General features: G+C 62.0%; 16 protein-coding genes. 10 read left to right on the forward strand and 6 right to left on the reverse strand.

Going from position 1 to position 20,122, the window contains the following annotated elements; translation table 11 throughout:
* Positions 1–42: 42 nt before the first annotated feature.
* Both BLV09_RS13075 and BLV09_RS13080 read left to right on the forward strand, forming a co-directional pair.
* A complete protein-coding gene (locus BLV09_RS13075; protein ID WP_146687600.1) occupies positions 43–966 on the forward strand; it encodes an alpha/beta fold hydrolase in 924 nt (307 codons plus the stop codon).
* Between the two features lie 84 nt (positions 967–1,050).
* A complete protein-coding gene (locus BLV09_RS13080) occupies positions 1,051–1,458 on the forward strand; it encodes a GFA family protein (protein ID WP_146687601.1) in 408 nt (135 codons plus the stop codon).
* 70 nt (positions 1,459–1,528) lie between these two features.
* Here the strand turns inward: BLV09_RS13080 and BLV09_RS13085 are convergent, their stop codons facing one another.
* From BLV09_RS13085 to BLV09_RS13110, 6 genes are all read right to left on the reverse strand, one after another.
* Positions 1,529–4,765, reverse strand: coding sequence for a bifunctional cytochrome P450/NADPH--P450 reductase (locus BLV09_RS13085; protein WP_146687602.1), 3,237 nt, complete (start codon positions 4,763–4,765; stop codon positions 1,529–1,531).
* Positions 4,766–4,955: 190 nt separating this feature from the next.
* The gene (locus tag BLV09_RS13090; RefSeq protein ID WP_146687603.1) at positions 4,956–5,951 is read right to left on the reverse strand and encodes an alpha/beta fold hydrolase; all 996 of its coding nucleotides are present in this window, start codon (positions 5,949–5,951) and stop codon (positions 4,956–4,958) included.
* Positions 5,952–5,965: 14 nt separating this feature from the next.
* The gene (locus BLV09_RS13095) at positions 5,966–7,507 is read right to left on the reverse strand and encodes a WS/DGAT/MGAT family O-acyltransferase (RefSeq protein ID WP_146687604.1); all 1,542 of its coding nucleotides are present in this window, start codon (positions 7,505–7,507) and stop codon (positions 5,966–5,968) included.
* Positions 7,508–7,560: 53 nt separating this feature from the next.
* Positions 7,561–8,298, reverse strand: a complete 738-nt coding sequence (locus tag BLV09_RS13100; RefSeq protein ID WP_244549162.1) for a lipase family alpha/beta hydrolase — start codon at positions 8,296–8,298, stop codon at positions 7,561–7,563.
* A gap of 64 nt (positions 8,299–8,362) precedes the next feature.
* Entirely contained in the window at positions 8,363–8,611 is a 249-nt protein-coding gene (locus tag BLV09_RS13105) for a DUF6489 family protein (protein ID WP_100380655.1), read from the reverse strand.
* Positions 8,612–8,725: 114 nt separating this feature from the next.
* Positions 8,726–9,979 (reverse strand): NAD(P)/FAD-dependent oxidoreductase, encoded by a 1,254-nt coding sequence (locus tag BLV09_RS13110; protein WP_146687606.1) that lies wholly within the window; start codon positions 9,977–9,979, stop codon positions 8,726–8,728.
* A 191-nt stretch (positions 9,980–10,170) separates the two neighbouring features.
* On the opposite strand from BLV09_RS13110, the gene BLV09_RS13115 reads away from it, so the two are divergent.
* The 8 genes from BLV09_RS13115 to BLV09_RS13150 all read left to right on the forward strand — a co-directional run bounded on the left by BLV09_RS13115 (position 10,171) and on the right by BLV09_RS13150 (position 20,120).
* On the forward strand, positions 10,171–11,766 hold the full coding sequence (locus tag BLV09_RS13115; RefSeq protein ID WP_146687607.1) for an ABC transporter substrate-binding protein: 1,596 nt from the start codon (positions 10,171–10,173) through the stop codon (positions 11,764–11,766).
* 101 nt (positions 11,767–11,867) lie between these two features.
* Positions 11,868–12,848 (forward strand): ABC transporter permease, encoded by a 981-nt coding sequence (locus tag BLV09_RS13120; RefSeq protein WP_100380652.1) that lies wholly within the window; start codon positions 11,868–11,870, stop codon positions 12,846–12,848.
* A 14-nt stretch (positions 12,849–12,862) separates the two neighbouring features.
* Entirely contained in the window at positions 12,863–13,837 is a 975-nt protein-coding gene (locus BLV09_RS13125; protein ID WP_146687608.1) for an ABC transporter permease, read from the forward strand.
* A 31-nt stretch (positions 13,838–13,868) separates the two neighbouring features.
* Complete coding sequence (locus tag BLV09_RS13130; protein ID WP_146687609.1) at positions 13,869–14,855, forward strand: ABC transporter ATP-binding protein; 987 nt, start codon at positions 13,869–13,871, stop codon at positions 14,853–14,855.
* On the forward strand, positions 14,852–15,853 hold the full coding sequence (locus BLV09_RS13135; RefSeq protein WP_146687610.1) for an ABC transporter ATP-binding protein: 1,002 nt from the start codon (positions 14,852–14,854) through the stop codon (positions 15,851–15,853). The genes BLV09_RS13130 and BLV09_RS13135 overlap by 4 nt, the downstream gene beginning before the upstream one ends.
* 103 nt (positions 15,854–15,956) lie before the next feature.
* Positions 15,957–17,759, forward strand: coding sequence for a gamma-glutamyltransferase family protein (locus BLV09_RS13140; protein ID WP_146687611.1), 1,803 nt, complete (start codon positions 15,957–15,959; stop codon positions 17,757–17,759).
* 8 nt (positions 17,760–17,767) lie between these two features.
* Positions 17,768–18,481, forward strand: coding sequence for a DUF1028 domain-containing protein (locus BLV09_RS13145; protein WP_146687612.1), 714 nt, complete (start codon positions 17,768–17,770; stop codon positions 18,479–18,481).
* 127 nt (positions 18,482–18,608) lie between these two features.
* Positions 18,609–20,120 carry an ABC transporter substrate-binding protein gene (locus tag BLV09_RS13150; RefSeq protein ID WP_146687613.1) on the forward strand — a complete coding sequence of 504 codons (1,512 nt, stop codon included), beginning with the start codon at positions 18,609–18,611 and terminating at the stop codon, positions 20,118–20,120.
* Positions 20,121–20,122: the final 2 nt, after the last annotated feature.

Here is a 20,122-nt window from a genome sequence, read left to right on the forward strand (position 1 = left end):
GTGCCATAGAGCTCCTATCCGAATACCCCGAGGGAACAGCCGGTGAACTCGCTCGCCCATCAGCCGCCGCAGACCGCCCGCGCCAACGGCATCGATCTTTGTTACGAGATCTTCGGCAATGCCGACGCCGAACCGATGCTGCTGATCATGGGGCTGGGCGCCCAGATGATCCACTGGGATGACGATTTCTGCCGGCAGCTTGCCGCGCGCGGGTTTCGCGTCATTCGCTTCGACAATCGCGACATCGGCAAGTCCAGCAGGTTAACCGGCGGCAAGCGCCTGTCGCCGCTCGAACTGCTAAAGTTGCGGTTCCTGAAGATCCCGGTCGCGGCGCCCTACCGACTGTCCGACATGGCAAAGGATACGATCGGGCTGATGGATGCGCTCGGCATTGCGTCCGCGCATCTGGTCGGCGCGTCGATGGGCGGCATGATCGCCCAGGAGATCGCCATCACGTTTCCGCAGCGGGTACGATCGCTGACCTCGATCATGTCGACGACGGGCGACCCAAAAGTGCCGCCGCCCAGCCGCGAGGCGTCCGCCGTGCTGATGGCGCCGCCGCCGGCCACCAAGGAAGAATACTTCGTTCGCTTTGCCCAGACCTGGAAGGTGCTGCGCGCCGGCCGTTTCCCGGAAGACGAAGCGCTGGATCGCTCGCGCGCCGAACGCACCTATGAGCGCGGGCTCAATCCCGCCGGTGTCGGGCGTCAACTCCGCGCGATCCTGGCGTCGGGTAGCCGCAAGGAGCGGCTGGCGTCGGTCAAGGCGCCGACGCTCGTCATTCACGGCACGGTTGATCCGCTGGTGCGCCCGGAGGGTGGCAAGGACACTGCGGCCTCGATCCCCGGCGCAAAGCTCCTGATGATCGAAGGCATGGGCCATGCGCTGCCGATCCCGATGTGGCCGCAGATTATCGACGCGATCGACAAGCATGCTCATGCGGCCGTCGCGAAGGCGATTCATTAGCGTGAATAGAGAGATGTTCGGAGGCCGCCAAAACGCAGTTTAAGCGTCAAAAATAGAGCGGGACGACAACACAGGGAGAGCAGCATGAAACTGGAAGGCGGATGCTATTGCGGTGAGCTGCGTTACAAGTCCGAAGGCGAGCCGATGCTGAAGGCGCAGTGCCACTGCCGCGAATGCCAATATATCAGCGGCGGTGCGCCGAACTTGTTCGTCCTGATGCCGCCTGATGGCTTCAGTTATACCAAGGGAACACCCAAGAAATTCATGCGCAACGATCTCGAGGGCGCGGTCACCCGGGAGTTCTGCGCCGACTGCGGTACGCATATCGTGACACGACGGCCGGGCCTGCCCGCCGTGGTCCTGAAAGTCGGCACGCTGGACGATCCCACGGTTTTTGGCGCCGCGCAGATCGCGATCTATACCGTCGACAAGCAGCCCTTCCATCAAATACCGGAGGGATTGCCGACCTTCGAACGGTTACCGCCGCGGTAACGCGAGCTCGCGTGGCACAGGCCAAAAATCTCTCGTCGTCCCGGCGCACGCCGGGACGACCGAAAAAATCTTACCCGCCCGCCCAGACGTCGAGCACGTAACGATTTTTGGCGCCGAGATCGTCGATCCAGCGCTGCGCTGTGTCCGCGTCGGCGCCGGAGCGTTCGCGATAGATCGCCACAAGCGCGGCCTTGACGTCCGGCTCCATTTTGCCGCCGTCACCGCAGACGTAAATGATCGCGCCCTGCTCGATCAGGGCCCAGACCCGATCCTTCTCGGCCGCGACCAGATGCTGCACATAGGTCTTCGGTCCGTCCCCACGCGAGAATGCGACACGCAGATCAGTAATCCCTTCGGCGGCGAACGCCTTTAGCTCGTCCTCGTAGAGATAATCCTGGTCGGGATGGCGGCAGCCGAAGAACAACATGGCGGGGCCGAGCGCTGCGCCCGTGGCCTTCAGCGCCGACCGCTCCTGCAGGAAACCGCGGAACGGCGCCAGACCCGTTCCGGGGCCGATCATGATGATCGGAGCTGACGGATCATCCGGCAACCGGAAGCCAGCCTTGGTTTCACGCACCGTGGCGTGGATGGTGTCGCCGGTGCGGCGACCGGCGAGATAGTTCGAACAGACGCCTTTGTAGATGCCGCGTCCTGAGCTCGCGGGGGCTACGACCACCGCGCTGGTAATGCTGCAACGCGCGGGCTCACCAGCCGGCGACGACGAGATCGAGTAATAACGTGGCGCCAGCAGCGACAGCATTTCGAGAAAGGCATGGAACGGCAACTCGCAGGCGGGGTGTTCCTCCAGGAGATCGAACACCGATTTGCGTTTGCCGAGAATTTCTGCGCGGTAGCGTTCGGTCGAAGCCGCGTCGTCACCGACAAAAGCAAGCAGTTTTGGTTTGGTCATCGGACAGCGCGTATGTTCCGACATGATCTGGATCTGCTTGCGGGTGGCGACCTGCTGCAGCTCGACAAATTCGGTCAACAGCCGCCCGACGGAGACGGCATCACCGACCGGCAATTGCGCGCGGCGGCCTTCGGCGACCTGCAACCGGATCTGGTCAGCTGGTAAAAAGCCGAAGCGGCGCGCGATGGAATCGACCAGCACCGGATCGTTGCGCGGCACGACGCTGAGGTGATCGCCGACGCGATAGGTGGTTCCTGGCGGCAGCTGTACCTCGATATGCCGGGTCGAGCGATCGGAAGCATTAACCCCGGCCTTGTTTTGTAACTCCGCATTGGCCAGCACCTTCATCGGCGAGATGCCGCCCTGGGTGACGATGGTATTGACCGCCGATGGCGCTACCGGCTCGACCGTGTAGAGCGGCTCGTCATCGGCGCTGCGGCTGAAATTCGAATCAAGCCCGAACTCCTTCGTTGCGGCCGGAGCCGCGGCTGCAAACCAGCTCTCGAACTGGCCATCGAGATCGCTGCGCGCATCGCCCTCGCCTCGCGTATAGACGCTGCGAGCGCCATGCGCTGCGAGTTGCTCGTCGATGAAACGCGGCACCGACTGGTAGGTCGCGGCCCAGTCGCTGTTGCCACAGCCGAACACGGCATAGCGCACCTTGGCAAAATCGCCTTTCGGCAGGTCGCTGCCAAGCCATTTGATGAACTGCGTGGCGTTGTCAGGCGGCGCGCCATTATAGGACGCGCAGAAAATCAGGACGCCGCCCTGCCCCGGCAATTTGCCGACGAAATCATCGAGCGGTGCGAGCTTGGTGGCGAAGCCGTTGACCTCGGCGAGATCGGCGACGCGGGTAGCGAGTTCTTCCGCGGTGCCAAGGTTCGATCCGTAGAGCACCAGTAACGGCGTATTGTGCCCCGGACGCGTTCGCGCGCGCGGCGCCGTCGGCGCACTGGCAACCGCCGCCCCGGAGGGGGCGCCGCCATAAGTACCGCCGTCCCGGTCGGTACGCGGACGCACCTTGATCTTGAAGCCGTCCGGCTTGATCGTCAGCGTTTCCTTCAGCACCATCTGGTAGCGGTTGACATCGATAAGCTTGAAACGCTGCAGGATCATGCCGATCGCAAGCGCGGCTTCGTGCATCGCAAAGCCGCGGCCGATGCAGGCGCGCTGGCCATTGCCAAACGGTTTCCAGGCATTGACGGGGCGCGCGGCCTCGGTCTCGCGGCTGAAATTTTCCGGATCGAACGCATCGGGGTTCGGCCCCCACACGCTCGGATCGCGATGCAGCGCCAGCACCAGCACGGTGATGAACGTGTTCTTCTTCAGCCTGTACTTGCCGCCGATGGTCTCATCCTTGAGCGGCGAGATGCCATAGGCGGGTGCCGGCGGCCATAACCGCAGTGCCTCTTTCAGGATCTGCGTGATGTAGGTGAGTTGCGTAACCTGCTGGTAGGTCGGCCTGACGTTGACGTCGGGCCCAAGCACCCGGTCAACCTCCTCATAGGCCTTCCTGAGAACCTCGGGATGTTTCAACAGCGCATACAGCGTGCATGACAACAGGCCGCTGGTGGTTTCGTGTCCGGCAATCAGGAATGTGTTGATCTGGTAACGGATGTTGACGTCGTCGAGCTGTTCGCCGGTGGCGCGGTCGACGCCGGTCATCATGGCGCCGAGCATGTCCTTCTTGCCCTCGGCGATGTCGGTGCTTCTGCGCCGCTCGGCGATGATCTCGTCGACCATCTTGTTCATGAAGGCGACATCGGCGGCGAGATCGCGCCGGCGCTTCTGCATCCACAGATTTTCCAGCGGCAGGCCGCGGATCATCATGATGGTCTCGAGCGAACGCACCAGCGAGGCGACAAAGGGATGGTAGTCGCGCCGGTAAAACGAATTGAAACGATAGTCGAAGCCGCACAGCCCGATGGTATCGAGCGTCAATGCGGTCATGTCATGCACGACATCGATTTCGTCGTCGGCGTTCAGCCGTTCCCACTTCTTGACGAGCTGCTCGGCAATGTCGACCATGCTCGGGTGGTAAGACTGCATCGCGCGATTGCCGAACGGCTGCAGCAGGATGTTATGCGCCTTGCTCCAGTTCGGCTCCGAGGTATCGGCGGTGAACAACCCGTCGCCGCCGACCGCGCGCACGCGGCGCAGCGGTCCGCGCACCGCCTTGTCGAAGCGCTTCTCGTCGCTGAGCTCTTCCACGAGGTCGTGGCCGGAGACGATGACGATTGGCGCGCCCATCATGTCGAGCCAGAAGATCGGACCCAATTCCCTCGCCAGCCGGGCCAGGTTCTGTACCGGCGCGGTGGAGTCCAGCGACAGCATGTTGCCGACCACCGGCTTGGTCGGCGGATGCGGGATCGGGCTCAATCTGTTGGTCGACGCCATTACGTAAGTGTCTCCTGCCTGATCTCAACCTCGACCCGTCATTGCGATCGAAGCGTCTCGTACCGTCATTCCGGGGCGATGCGAAGCATCGAACCCGGAATCTCGAGATTCCGGGTCTGGTCCTTCGGACCATCCCGGAATGACGGTGTCTGGATTCGCTCCGCCCGCAATGACGGTCCTGCAAGTCAGCTCAAACGAACCGCCTTCTACGCCATTCGATCAGCTTGGCGCTGACCTCTTCCGGCTTTTCCTGCTGCGTCCAATGGCCGCTGCCGCGGACGAGATACTTCTCGAGGTCGGGAATCAGTTTTTCCATGCCATCGGTCGAGGATGGCGGTAGCACCTGATCGTTCTCGGCCATGATCATCAGCGACGGCACGCGCACGGTCTGGTCGATGTCAGCCGAACGCTGCCAGTTGCGGGACATGTTGCGGTACCAGTTGATGCCGCCGGTGAAACCGGTTTTGGTGAAAGTGTCGACAAACACCTTCTTCTCTTCCGGCGACAGGATCGGTGTCCGCGGATCGTGTTTGGCGTCGTAACCGGCAATCATTTGTGGAAACGCCAGATTGAGTCTCGGTGACGCGCCGACGCCAGCGACCGGCAGTTCCGGCGGCGCACTTTCGCTGCGCGGCACTGGCTTGCGCATGAAGGCATCAAAGGTCTGCTCGACCCGGCTGTTGAAGATCTTGTCGGCGCCACGTGCGGGGTCCTGAAACTGCACGATGTACATGTGCTCGCCAAAGCGGGCGCGCAGCAATTCGATCGGATCGGCCCACGGCCGATTGGTGTGCGGTGTGTTGACCCCGACCACGCCGGCGACACGATCGATATGCCGCAGCGGCATTTGCCAGACGATAAAACCACCCCAGTCGTGGCCGACGAAGATAGCCTTGTCGATCTTGAGGTGATCGAGCAGGCCGACGAGATCGCCCGTCAGATGCTCGATGTCATAAGCCTCCACGGGCTCAGGCCGGTCGGTCGCGCCATAGCCGCGTTGATCCGGCGCGATCACGCGAATGCCCGCCGCGCTCAGCGCCTTGAGCTGGTGACGCCACGAAAACGCGATCTCCGGCCAGCCATGGCAGAGCACGACCGGCGGCATATCGGTTTTCGGACCGGCCTCGTAATAGCCCATGCGAATCCCGTTGGTCTGGGCGAACTGTAGCGGCGGCATCTCGATCATGGTTCAACCCCCACTCAGCTTGCGCTCTTGAGATCGGCTGGCGGCGCAAAGGCGGCTTGCAGCGCCGCGAATTCTCCCGGCAGCATGTCGCACAGGACCTGCACGTGGGGAATGATGTTGGCGCCAGCGATGAAGCCAAAATCAAGCTGGTCGCGATAGCTCTGCACGGTGATGTTCAGCGCCAGGCCATGGGTCGAGATCGACACCGGAAAGATGTTCAGTAGCTCCGCACCGGCGGCATAGAGCGTCTGACGCGGCCCCGGCACATTGGAAACGGTGATGTTCGCCGCCGGCGGCAACACGTCTGAGAGGCTGGAGCGGCTGTACAGCAGCGCCAGGATCTGGACCAGGATCGGCGAGCCCAGCATCGAGATATTGGACACCTGCGGCATCAGCGCCCGCAGCGGATGCGACATTTCCTTCGATTTGGTGGATTGCGCAATGATGGCTTCCAGGCGCGCCTTGGGGTCTTCGATGTTGGTGGCGATCGAGCAGATCATGCCGAACACCTGATTGTTGGCGTCGGTGTTGCCCTCCTCACGCAACGAGATCGGCACCGCGGCGGTCATCGACTTCGCCGGGAGCGCGCCGCGCTCCACCAAATATCGCCTGACCACGCCGCTCGAAATCGCCAGCACCACGTCGTTGAGCTTGCCGCCGGCCTGTTTCGCCAGCGCCTTTGCCTGCGACAGCGAGATCGATACGCCGGAAAAACTGCGCTCTGACGAAATCGATTTGTTCAGGATGGTCGGCGGCGACATCATGCTGGCGATGCTGTCGCGCGATTTCGGATCGGAGATCTTGCCGACCACCTCCGACACGCTTTTGAGCATGGTGGGAACGCTGCCGGCGAACTTAACCGCGGCCTCGATTTGGTACATCGCATTGTCGAACAGGATCGAGCCAAGATCGCTTTTGCCCGTGCGCGGCAGATCGATGCTCTTGGCCGCGGCCGAGGCGTCGAAAGACTGCAGCCAAAGCCGCTGGTAGGAATCGAGGAGGTTGGCGGCGATATCGCGCGGCTCTTGCCCGACCTTTTGCGCCGTCGGCTGATCGACTTCCCTTGGAACCGGCGTCACGTCGTAAATCATGCTGGTCAGTGCCGCGCCTGCGCCGCCGTCAATGCAGGCGTGATGCATCTTGGAATAAAGCCCGATCTCGCGATCCTTCATGCCTTCAAAGACATAAAACTCCCACAGCGGGCGGGCGCGATTGAGAAGCTTGGCATGCATCCAGCCGACGATGCGTTCCAGCGTCGCGCGGTCATGGGGTGCGGGAAGACTGCCGCGGAAGATATGGCGATCGATATCGAACTGGTCGTCCTCGACCCAGGACGGATGATCGATGTCCAGCGGGGTCTTTTCCAGTCGCGCTTTCAGGATCGGCGCGATGTGCAGCCGCGCGGCGATCATCGCCTTGAAATCCTCGAAGAAGTCGCCGCTGTAGTCCTCGGGCAGCCGGAAGATCGCCATGCTCCCGACATGCATCGGCATTTCCGGAGTCTCTAGGTACAGAAACGACGCGTCCAATGAGGACAGCTTTTTGGCGTCACCCATATTTTCCTCCTCCCGGGAAAGATCACGCGGCGCCTTAACGGCGCTTCTGGCGTTCAGGCCGATTGTGCATTTTTCGGAGGCGCATATGCAATGGCAAACGGCCCGGATCGGTCAAAATGACTGAACTCGCCTTCCGCCTGGGCCAGACGATCCGCGATCGCCCACAGCGCCGCGGCATTCACGCCGAGCCCGATATGACTGGCGAGATAGACCTCGATATTCTCGGCGGTATCGGAAGGACGCAGCACGCTGGTTCGCCAGTTCACGATGCCGTCGGTGCGTGAATAGATCGATGTGGTGGGCATCGGCAGATCACCGGCAATCGCCATTCGAAGCTCGGAAGCGTCATCGACGGTTTCACCTGACAGCGCCTCGTAGAGCCGGGTGGCGTTGGTCGCCCTCACATCGCCTGAAAAAGGGCTCCCGAGCGTGATGACGGAGCGAACGATGTCAGGCAGTTGCAGCGCGAGGTCGCGGGCATAGACGCCCCCCAGGCTCCATCCGATAATACTGACCTTGCGGCCGGTCGCAGTGTGAATCTCGGTGAGCCGATCCCGCAGCGCGGCCCGCATCCGCGAGACGCCGCCGACGTTACGACCCATTCGCCAGGCGTAAGTGTCGTATCCGAGGTCCCTCAGGTACCTCCGCATCGGCGCCATCGACAGATCGCTGGCAAGGAAGCCCGGCAATGCCAAAACAGGGTGACCATCGCCTTTCGGCGCGCGCATCAAGAGCGGCGAAAGCAGCAGGCTGGCGTTGAACTCGAATATGCCTCTCGCCTCGGCCAGCATCAGCAACGGGCTGGGCGGGCGAAGTCGACGTTCTTCCACCGGTGCCCTCCTGCCGTAACCGCGGCTACTTCTTTACACTCGAACCGCCGAGACCAGCCATGGTCACGAACATGTCCTGGAATCGTTCAGCGATCTTCGGATCAAAAGTGAACCAGCTCTGCATCAGTGATTCCGGCGAAATCTTCTCGATGTTGGCCATCAGCTGCTGCTGTAGCTTGTCCATCACAGCCGTTTGCATCGGCTGCACATCCGGAAGCCCGATAAACTGCCGGGCTTCGAGCGGCGTGCAGTCGATCTCGATGTTTACCTTCATGTCCGCTCCTGATCGCGATGTGCCTGCCTGCAACAGTATCACCGCGACAGGCCGGGTCACGCAAGCAGCCTGTCAGGACCAAGCAGGACGCACCGCAACATTCGCCTGCTATGGTCAACCGAAGCGCTCGACGGCATAGGGCTTGGGATCGGCAAACGGCGTCTCGCCGGTCATCATCTCCGCCAGCAGGCGGCCGGTTGCCGGGCCAAGGGTCAGACCGTGATGCTGGTGCCCGAAATCGAACCAGAGACCGGGATGGCGGGGCGCCTTGCCGATCACGGGTATCATATCGGGCAAACACGGCCGCGCGCCCTTCCATGGCTCGGCATCGATCGCATCGCCCAGCGGAAACATGGCGCGCGCACGCGGCAAAGCCTGCTGAACCTGGATCGGCGAAGGCGGCGCGTCGCGGCGAGCAAACTCCACGCCCGTGGTGAGACGGATGCCGCGATTCATCGGGGCCAGCAGATAACCATTGTCTGAATCGAGAACCGGATGATTGAGCACGGCATTGCCGCCTGGCGCCAGATGCAGGTGATAACCGCGCTTGACGCCAAGCGGGATGGAATAGCCGAGCGGGCGAAACACCAGGTCCGACCAGGGCCCCAACGCCACGACCACTTCACGCGCGACCACCGTGCCATTGGCGCCGCTCACGCGCCAGCCGCGCGCGGATTGTTCGAGGGTTCGCGCGTCGCCCACGACAAAGCGTCCGCCCTTGCGCTCGAACAGCGACGCATAGGCCTTGGCCAACCCGCCGGGGTCGGGAATGAAGCCGGGCGCCGGAAAATAAACCGCGCCCGTGAAATCCCCGGTCAGATTCGGCTCCCGCTCCGCGATCGCCTTGCTGTCGAGAACTTCGCCTTCGACGCCAAACTGCTTCGCGCGATCGAGATCGCCGACGGCATTTGCCAGCGTTGCGTCGGTGCGAAATAATTTGATCCAGCCGGTCCGCCGCAGCAATTCCGGTACTTCGGCTTCCGCAATGAGCGCCTCATGCTCGATCAGGCTGCGCCGGATCAAGGGCAGTTCGGCCATCGCGCTGTGCAGTGCCCGTTCCGGCGAAGATGCCAGGAAGTAGCGCACTAGCCATGGCAGATAGGATGGCACATCGGAAAGCTGATAGCGAACCTGCGGCGCGCGATTCATCGCGTATTGCAGGATCTGGCCGAAATCCCGGGGAAACATATAGGGGAAAACCGAGGCGGACTCGATCAACCCGGCATTTCCGAAGCTGGTCTCCTCGCCGGCGCGGGCGTGCCGGTCGACCAGGATCACATCCCGCCCCCGCTTCTGCAGATGCAAGGCGGCGCCGACGCCGACCATACCCGCGCCCAGGACAACAACATCCGCCTTTAATTCCGCCATCCGCCAATCCGAAAGTTGAATGTAACGCGCTCAGTATCGTTGCTTATGGTCATGCTAGTGATGACGGCATGGTCGCGCAAACCGGTTTTGACCGTGGAATCGCGCTTGCGTGGCAGCCAAACTCTGGCAACATGGATCGGCAATCGCTCTCGATATTGCTGGGAATAGCGGGTCACGGAGAACGGGGACACATGCGGGTACGTCAAATCTTGCTTGCGGCGACCACCGCGTCGATCATGGCTTTTGCGATGACGCCGGCATCGGCCCAGACCTTGCGCTACGCCAACCAGGGCGATCTCAAGTCGCTTGATCCCGATACGCTCAATGAAACCACCACCCACGCCCATCTCGGGCAGGTCTATGAAGGACTTGTCGCCCGCGATAAGGATCTGAAGATTGTCCCCGCGCTGGCGGAAAGCTGGGAAACGCCGGAGCCGACGCGCTGGCGATTTCATCTGCGCAAGAATATCAAGTTCCAGAACGGCGATCCCTTCACCGCCGACGACGTCGTGTTCTCGGCCGACCGCGTTCGCGCCAAGGGCTCGAACCTGCAGACCCGTATCGATGCCGATGTGAAGGTCGTCAAGGTCGACGACTACACGGTGGATTTCGTCCTGACCAAGCCAAATCCCATTCTGAATTCGCAATGGGACACCTGGTACATCATGGACAAGAAGTGGTGCGAGGAGAACAACGCGGTGGCGCCGACGCCGGCCTCCGCCACGTCGCCAAGCTACGCCTCGCTTCATGCCAACGGCACCGGTCCATTCATGATCGAAAGCCATCAGCCCGGCGTGAAAACTGTATTCAAGCCCAACCCGAACTGGTGGCGAAAGCCCGAACACAATCTCAAGGAAATCGTCTTCACGCCGATCGCCTCCGATGCGACGCGCGTCGCAGCACTGCTGTCAGGCGAAGTCGATATCATCGAGCCTGTTCCGATTCAGGATATTTCGCGCGTGGATGCGAGCCCCAACGCGCAGGTGCTGAAAGGGCCGGAACTGCGAACCATCTTTCTCGGCTTTGACCAGACCCGCGACGAACTTTTGTATTCGAACGTCAAGGGGAAAAATCCTTTCAAGGACGTCCGCGTCCGCGAAGCCTTCTACAAGGCGATCGACATCGACCTGATCAAGAACCGCGTGATGCGCGGGCTCTCGACCCCGTCGGCGCTGATGATCGCACCGCAGCTATTCGCACTTTCCAAGGATTTCACGCGGCCGAAATTCGATCCCGTCGAAGCCAAGAAGCTCCTGACCGAGGCGGGATATCCTGACGGTTTCGAAGTCACCATGGACTGCCCGAATGACCGCTACGTCAATGATGCCGCGATCTGCCAGGCTGTGGTCGGCATGCTGGCCCGCATCGGCGTCAAGATCGACCTGCTGGCGCAGCCCAAGGCGCAGTACTTCGCCAAGATCCTCAAGCCCGGTGGCTATCAGACCTCCTTCTACATGCTGGGCTGGACGCCCGGCACGCTCGACTCGCACAACGTGATGTACGACATCATGGGCTGCCGCGACGACCCCAAATCCCCGCGCGGCGAAACCAACCTCGGCGGTTACTGCAACAAGGATTTCGATGCCCTCACAGACAAGGTGTTGCAGGAGACCGACACCGACAAGCGCAATCAACTGATCAAGCAGGCTTTCGAAATCGCCAACAAGGACTACGCCTATATTCCCCTGCATCAGCAGGCTCTGGCCTGGGGCGTGTCGAAAAAACTGAAAGTAGTGCAGCGCGCCGACAATCAGGTGCTGCCCTACTGGATGACCAAACAGGAATAGGACAGTTGCCGCAGAAGGTCCCGGAGCTCAGCGCTTCCGGGATTTTTCATTTGGGGTTCGCGATGAGGCGCGCCCCGTCAAAAAAGAAGTGAAAGGAACCTATGCTCGCTTTCACTCTCCGCCGGGCGATCCAGGCCATCGGCGTCATGATCGCGGTCGGGATCATATCGTTTTCGATGTTCCGCTTCGCCGGCGATCCGGTCAATCAGATCGTCTCGCTCGACACGCCGCCGGCCGAGCGCGCCGCGGTCCGCAAGTCGCTCGGTCTGGACGATCCCGTGCTGGTGCAGTTCGCGCGCTACTTCGGCAACGCGATGCAGTTCAAGTTCGGCGTGTCCTACCAGTTCCGCCAGCCGGTCGCCAACCTCCTGATGGAGCGCGCGCCCGCAACGCTGGAACTCGCGGCCTGCGCCACGGTGTTCGCGATGGTGTTCGGCATCCTGATGGGCGTCTATTCGGCGCTTCGGCGCGACAGCGTTCTTGCAAAACTGTTCCAGGCGATATCGCTGATCGGAATCTCGTTACCGACCTTCCTGATCGGCATCCTCTTGATCTACCTGTTTGCCGTGACATTGGGCTGGCTGCCCTCATTCGGACGCGGCGACGTCGTGCGGATCGGCTGGTGGACCACCGGGCTGCTCACGGTCTCGGGACTCAAGGCCCTGATCATGCCGTCGATTACGCTCGGCCTGTTCCAGATGACGCTGATCATGCGGCTGGTACGGGCCGAGATGCTCGAGGTGCTGCGTACCGATTACATTCGCTTTGCGCGGGCGCGCGGATTGACGACGCGGGCGATCCATTTCGGTCACGCGCTGAAGAACACCCTGGTTCCCGTCATTACCGTTGCCGGCCTGCAGTTTGGCTCGGTTATTGCATTTGCGATCATCACTGAAACCGTATTCCAGTGGCCGGGCATGGGACTGTTGTTCCTGCAGGCGGTGCAGAATGTCGATATTCCGATCATGGCCGCGTACCTGCTGATGGTGTCCCTGATCTTCGTCACCATCAATCTCGTGGTCGATATCCTCTACACGGTGGTCGATCCGCGCCTGCGCTCGACCATCGGCCGTCCGGCGTAAAGGCGAGATATCCCATGTCCGAAAGCGTCGTTCCGCACCAGGCCGAACCGAGCGCGTCCCGCGCGCGGTTGTCCGCTGGTGGCTGGTTCAGGCGCGCGCTCGACAGCGACGTATTCTATTCGTTCCGTCGCTCCCGCCTCACCATGGTCGCGGCCGCCGTGACCGTGCTTTTTTTTCTGGTTGCGATCCTGGCTCCCGTTCTTGCCGTGCAAAATCCGTTCGATCCGGCGCAGCTCCAACTGATGAATTCGCGGATCGCGCCGTTATGGACCGCTGATGGTCAAAGCCCGTTCCTGCTCGGCACCGATGAGCAGGGCCGCGATGTCCTCTCCGCCATCCTTTACGGCTTGCGCATTTCGCTGACCGTCGGTGTTCTCGGCGTGCTGTTCGCGGGAACGCTGGGCATCTTGCTGGGACTCATTGCCGGTTATCTCGGCGGCCCTATCGACAGCCTGATCATGCGGATCGCCGATGTGCAGTTGACCTTCCCTGCCATTCTGATCGCGCTGCTCATCAACGGCGTCGTCAAATCGGTATTCGGCAATCGGCTCGACGCGATGAGTACGCTCGCGGTTCTGGTGTTTGCGATCGGGTTGAGTTTCTGGGTGCAATATGCCCGCACCGTGCGTGGCTCGGTCATGGTGGAGAAGAACCGGGATTACGTCGCGGCGGCGCAATTGATCGGCCTTCCCGCGCCTGTGATCATGCTGCGGCACATCCTGCCGAACACGATGGGACCGATCCTGGTGATCGCCACTATCAATCTGGCGCTCGCGATCATCACGGAGGCGACATTGTCGTTTCTGGGCGCCGGCATGCCCGATACCATGCCATCGCTTGGCACCTTGATCCGGATCGGCAACAATTATCTGTTCTCGGGTGAATGGTGGATTGTCGCCTTCCCCGGCTTTGCGCTTGCGGCGCTGATCCTCTCCATCAATCTGCTCGGCGACTGGCTGCGCGACGCGCTCAATCCGAAACTCCGATGAGAAGTGCTGCAACTTCCGACGGTCTGACCGCATGACCGAACCCGTTCTTTCCGTGCGTAACCTCGAGGTGGAATTCGTCACCCGCCGCAGCGTGCTGCGCGCGATCGACGGCATCTCCTTCGATATCGCCAAGGGCGAAGTGCTGGGCGTGGTCGGCGAATCCGGCGCCGGAAAATCCGTCACGGGGCTTGCGGTCATCGGCCTGATCGATCCGCCCGGCCGCATTGCCGGCGGCGAGATCCGTCTGTCCGGTCTGCGGATCGACAATCTGCGGCCTGAGGAAATCCGCAAAATCCGCGGCAAACGGATCGGGATGATCTTTCAGGATCCGCTGACCAGCCTCAATCCGCTGTATCGCGTCGGCGATCAACTGGTCGAGACCATCAGGACCCATCTCAGTCTTACAGAAACCGCCGCGCGCAAACGCGCCATCGACCTGCTCGCCGAAGTCGGCATTCCCGCGCCCGACAAGCGCATCGATGCCTATCCGCATGAATTCTCCGGCGGGATGCGCCAGCGCGTCGTCATCGCGCTTGCGATTTGCGCCGAGCCGGAATTGATCATTGCGGACGAGCCGACCACGGCGCTCGATGTCTCGGTGCAGGCGCAGATCATCGCGCTGATCAAGCGTCTCGGACGCGACCACGGCACCGCCGTGATGCTGGTGACTCACGACATGGGCGTGATCGCCGAGACCTCGGATCGCGTCGCCGTGATGTATTCCGGCCGCATCGCCGAGATCGGTCCGGTGCAGGATGTCGTGCAGAATCCGCTGCACCCCTACGCCAAGGGCCTGATGGGCGCGATCCCGACGCTTGCGGGCGACGCCGCCCGCCTGGTCCAGATCCCGGGCTCGATGCCACGGCTTTCCGCAATCCCGCCCGGCTGCTCGTTCAATCCGCGCTGCGCGTTTGCGTTCGATCGCTGCCGGGTCGAACGGCCGGAGCCGATCAGGCATGGCGCGCAATCCGTCGCCTGCCATCTCTACGACGCTGCCGCGAAGGAAACCGCAGCATGACATCGGCGCCCTTCATCGACGTCAAAAATCTGCGTCGCGTGTTCGACGTCTCGAAGCCGTGGCTGAACCGAGTGCTCGAGGGTGGCCATCTGGAATTTCTCAAGGCGGTCGACGGCGTGACCTTCGACATCAAGCGGGGGGAGACGTTCGCGCTGGTCGGCGAATCCGGCTCGGGAAAAACCACCGTTGCCCGAATGGTCGTCGGGTTATTGCCGCCGACGTCAGGCGAAGTGGTCATCGACGGTGTCTCGATGAGCGACCCCCGCCAAGCGCAAGCGCGCCGGCTGCTGCGCCGCCGGATCCAGATGATCTTCCAGGATCCCTATGCGAGCCTCAACCCCCGCTTCCGGGTCGATGCCATTGTTGCCGAACCGATACGGGCATTCGATCTGATCCAGGGCGAGCGCAACATTCAGGCGCGCGTCGGTGAGTTGCTGAATCTGGTCGGCCTGCATGCCGACGATGGCTGGAAATATCCGCACGAATTTTCCGGCGGTCAACGGCAGCGGATCGCGATCGCCCGTGCACTGGCATCCGAGGCCGAGTTCATCGTCTGCGACGAGCCGACCTCGGCGCTCGACGTGTCGGTGCAGGCGCAGATCCTGAACCTGATGCGCGACCTGCAGGACAAATTCGGTCTCACCTACCTCTTCATCAGTCACAACCTCGCCGTGGTCAGGCACATGGCGAGCCGCATCGGCGTGATGTATCTCGGCCGTATCGTCGAGATCGCGGAGGGCCGCGAATTGTTCAGCCGCCCGCGAATGCCCTACACCAAAATGCTGCTCGGTGCAGTGCCGGATCTGGCGATGTCGGGCCGCCAGCGGATTCCGGTCAAGGGCGAAATTCCCAATCCGATCGATCCGCCTGCCGGCTGCGCATTCAATCCGCGCTGCCCGCTGGTGTTCGACCGCTGCCGCAAAGAGGTCCCGGCGCTGATCGACGGCGTTGCCTGCCACGCCGTTAACAATCCAGTACCTGTGGCTGCGCCCGCATGATCACGGGGATGCGAGCAAAGCGTTGTTTCGGAGCGGTTGGCAGCACGCCCGCCCTGTGGTCAAGTGCGCCCGCACCACGACGCCAGCGAAATGATGGATTCCAATGAGCAATATTAACCCCGATCCGTTCACCACCAGGCCGGAGATCGAAGGCACGTTCGGGGTCGTCACCTCGACCCACTGGATCGCTACCGCGGTTGGAATGGGCATTCTGGAGAGAGGCGGCAACGCCTTCGACGCCGGTGTCGCCACTGCGTTTACGCTGCAGGTGGTGGAACCGCATTTGAACGGCCCGGGCGGCGACGTGCCGATCATCGTGCACGATGTCAAACGCGCCCGTACCGAGGTGATCTGCGGCCAGGGCCCGGCCCCCGCAGGCGCAACCATCGCGCACTACCGCGGCGAAGGCCTCGACATGGTGCCCGGCACGGGGCTGTTGGCCGCCTGCGTCCCCGGCACGTTCGAATCCTGGATGCTGCTGCTGCGCGATTACGGCACGCTGCGGCTGCGCGATGTGCTGGAACCGGCCATCGCCTATGCCCGTGACGGCTATCCGCTGGTGGAGCGCGCCGCGGCGACGATCCAGACCGTCGAGCAACTGTTCAGGAAACATTGGACCACGTCGGCGGCGGTCTATTTGCCGAACAATGAAGTGCCGAAGCCCGGCACCCTCTTCACCAACCCAAGGCTTTCCGAGACTTATGCCCGCATTCTAAAGGAAGCCGAAAGCGCGGGCGCCGACCGTGTCGCGCAGATCGAACGGGCACGAAAAGCCTGGTCGCACGGCTTCGTCGCAGAAGCCATCGGGCAATTCTGCCGGACACAGGAGGTCATGGATGTCAGCGGCGCGCCGCATCGCGGCGTGCTCACTGCCGACGACATGGCGCGCTGGCAGCCGACCATCGAGGCGCCGCTGACCTACGACTATGGCCGCTATACCGTCTGCAAGCCCGGCGTCTGGAGCCAGGGCCCGGTGATGCTGCAGCAGCTCGCGCTGCTCAAGGGATTTACGCTTGATGGCCTCGACCCTGCTGGCCCCGAGTTTATTCATCTGCAAATCGAATGCGCCAAGCTTGCCTACGCCGATCGCGAGAAGTTTTATGGCGATCCGAAGTTCAGCGAAATCCCGATCGCGACGCTGCTGTCCGATGCCTATAATGACGAGCGACGCAAGTTGATCTCGGATCAGGCCTCGCTCGATTTCATCCCCGGCTCGGTCGAGGGGTTCGGTGCGGTGGTGAAATTGCGCCGTCAGGAAGGTCACCGGGAAGCCGTCGGCGCCATGGGCGCAGGCGAGCCCACCGTCGGCCGCTTCGGCGAGGTGCGCGGCGACACTGTGCATTTCGACATTATCGATCAGGCCGGCAACATGATCTCGGCAACGCCCTCCGGCGGCTGGCTGCAATCATCGCCGGTCATTCCCGAACTCGGCTTCTGCCTCGGCAGCCGCGCGCAGATGTTCTGGCTCGAGGAAAATCATCCTGCCGCGCTGGCGCCGGGCAAGCGGCCGCGCACCACGCTCAGCCCGACCATGGCGCTGCGCGACGGCGAGCCGTATCTGGCGTGGGGTTCGCCCGGCGGCGATCAGCAGGATCAATGGATCACGCAATTCTTCCTGCGGCATGTCCACACCAAAATGAACCTGCAGGAAGCGATCGACGCACCCGCCTGGCATTCGGAGCATTTCCCGATCTCGTTCTGGCCACGCACCGCACGACCCGGCGTGCTGGTGGTGGAAGATCGGGTGCCGAAGGCCACCGTCGATACGCTGAAAGACCGCGGCCATATCGTCGAGACCGGCCCGAGCTGGTCGGAGGGCCGCCTCACCGCGGCCTCGAAAATCGGCAAACGCCGGCGGGCCGCCGCGAACCCGCGCGGCATGCAGGGCTACGCGGCCGGAAGGTAAAGGCCGAGATGACCTGGTCAATCATCGCCCGCGACGGATTGACCGGCCAATTCGGCATCGCCGTCGCGACACGGTTCTTTGCCGCGGGCGCGCGCGTTCCCTTCGTCGCCCCAGGCCTCGGTGCGATCGCGACGCAGGCATTGGTCAATCCCTATTACGGCATCGACGGCGTGAAGCTGCTGCGCGACGGCTGCAGTCCGCGTGACATCATCGAAACCCTGATCGCAGCCGATAGCGGTCGCGAGAGCCGGCAGGTCCACGTCATCGACGCCAATGGCCGCATCGCGTCCCACACGGGCCGGGAATGCGTCGACTGGTGCGGACATATCGAGGGCAATGGCTTCTCGATTGCCGGCAATATGCTGACAGGCGCCGGCGTGCTCGACGAAACCGCAAGGGCATACACGGCGAACCAGAATATGCCTTTTGCACAGCGCCTGATCGCGGCGCTGCAGGCCGGCGAACGTGCCGGCGGCGATAAACGCGGCAAGCAATCGGCGGCGCTGCTGATTTACGGCGATGACGAATGGTCGGCGCTTGACCTGCGTGTCGACGACCATCTCGATCCGTTGGGTGAACTCGACCGGCTTGAACAAGTCAGCCGCGAACGCTGGGTGCATTTCCGGCAGTTCCTGCCCACGCGCAAAAACCCGGCCGGCATTACCGATCGCGACACCATCGACATCAGCATCGAAGCGGCGATGGCGGACAAACCAGGATGACGCTCGATAATATAATTGGTGAAACGGATGACCGGCCGGACAAGCAGGCGGAAGTAGCCGGCTGTTGCGGGGTTGATATAGTCGGATAGCGCCAACAGCGGCGCTGCAGTGAATGGGGACCGAGACAATGAAGGCTTACCGTTGGGCAATAGCTGCGGCTGCCCTGTTGCTGTCGCTCGGAGCGGGTGCTCAAGCCCAGACCACGTTACGCATCGGACTTGCCGAAGACCCCGATATCCTCGACCCATCGATCGCGCGCACCTATGTCGGCCGCATCGTGTTCTCCGCCTTCTGCGACAAGCTGTTCGACATCGACGAAAAACTCAACATCGTGCCGCAGCTCGCGCTGTCCTATGAAACGTCCGCCGACGGCAAAGCGATGACGATCAAGCTGCGGCCCGGCGTCAAATTTCACGACGGCGAACCGTTGGACGCGGAAGCCGCGAAATTCTCCATCGAGCGTCACATGACGCTGCCGACGTCGTTCCGCAAATCGGAACTGGCGAGCGTGGATCATGTCGAAATCGTCGATCCCCTGACCATTAAACTCGTGCTCAAGACCCCGTTTGCGCCGCTGATCGCCCAGCTCACCGATCGCGCCGGCATGATGGTCTCCCCCAAGGCGGCCAAGGAGGAAGGCGACAAGTTCGGGCTGCACCCGGTTTGCGCCGGCCCCTACAAATTCGTCGAGCGCGTGCCGCAGGACCGCATCGTGTTCGAGAAATTCGCGGATTACTGGAACAAGGATAACGTCTTCATCGACCGCGTGGTGTTTCTCCCGATCGTCGATGCAACGGTGCGGCTTGCCAATCTGAAATCCGGCGGACTGGACCTGATCGAGCGCGTGCTGGCCACCGACATCAAGGACGTCCGCGCCGATCCGCGTCTCGTGCTGTCGACCGCGCCTGAGCTCGGCTATCTCGGTCTCACCATCAATATCGCCAACGATAAAAGCAAAGGCGCGCTCAGCCAGTCCCAGAAAGTACGGCAGGCCCTTGATCTGTCGATCGACCGTGAAGCACTCAACCAGGTCGTATTCAATGGCGAATTCACACCCGGCAATCAGTGGGTCAGTCCCGTCCATCCCTATTATCAAAAGTCGTTTCCGATTCAGGCCCGGAACGTTGAAAAGGCAAAGGCGCTGTTGAAAGAGGCCGGCGTCGCCCTGCCCGTCAGCGTCGACTACATGGTCACCAAAGGCGCCGAGAACGAAGCCGTCGCGCAGGTCGTTCAATCGATGGCAGCCGAAGCAGGTTTCGATCTCAAAATCCGTGTGATCGAATTTGCGACCTCGTTCAAGCAAGCCCAGGCCGGTGAATTCCAGGTCTTCCAGATCAACTGGAGCGGCCGGATCGATCCCGACGGGAATTCTTACGTCTTTTTGCACAGCAAGGCGCCACAGAACGACGGCGGCTACTCCAATCCCGAAGCCGATAAACTGATGGAAGATGCCCGCCTCGTCAGTGACCCGGCACAGCGCAAACCGATTTACGAGAAGCTGACCAAGATCGTGCTCAACGACGAGCCGATCATTTATCTCTATCACCGCACGCTCCTGATCGCGCACACCACCAGGCTCGAAGGATACAAGCAGATGCCGGATGGGTTGATACGCGTGGTGGGATTGAAGCTGAAATGAAA

Origin of the sequence: Bradyrhizobium canariense, assembly GCF_900105125.1 — a bacterium.
Lineage (GTDB): Bacteria > Pseudomonadota > Alphaproteobacteria > Rhizobiales > Xanthobacteraceae > Bradyrhizobium > Bradyrhizobium canariense_A.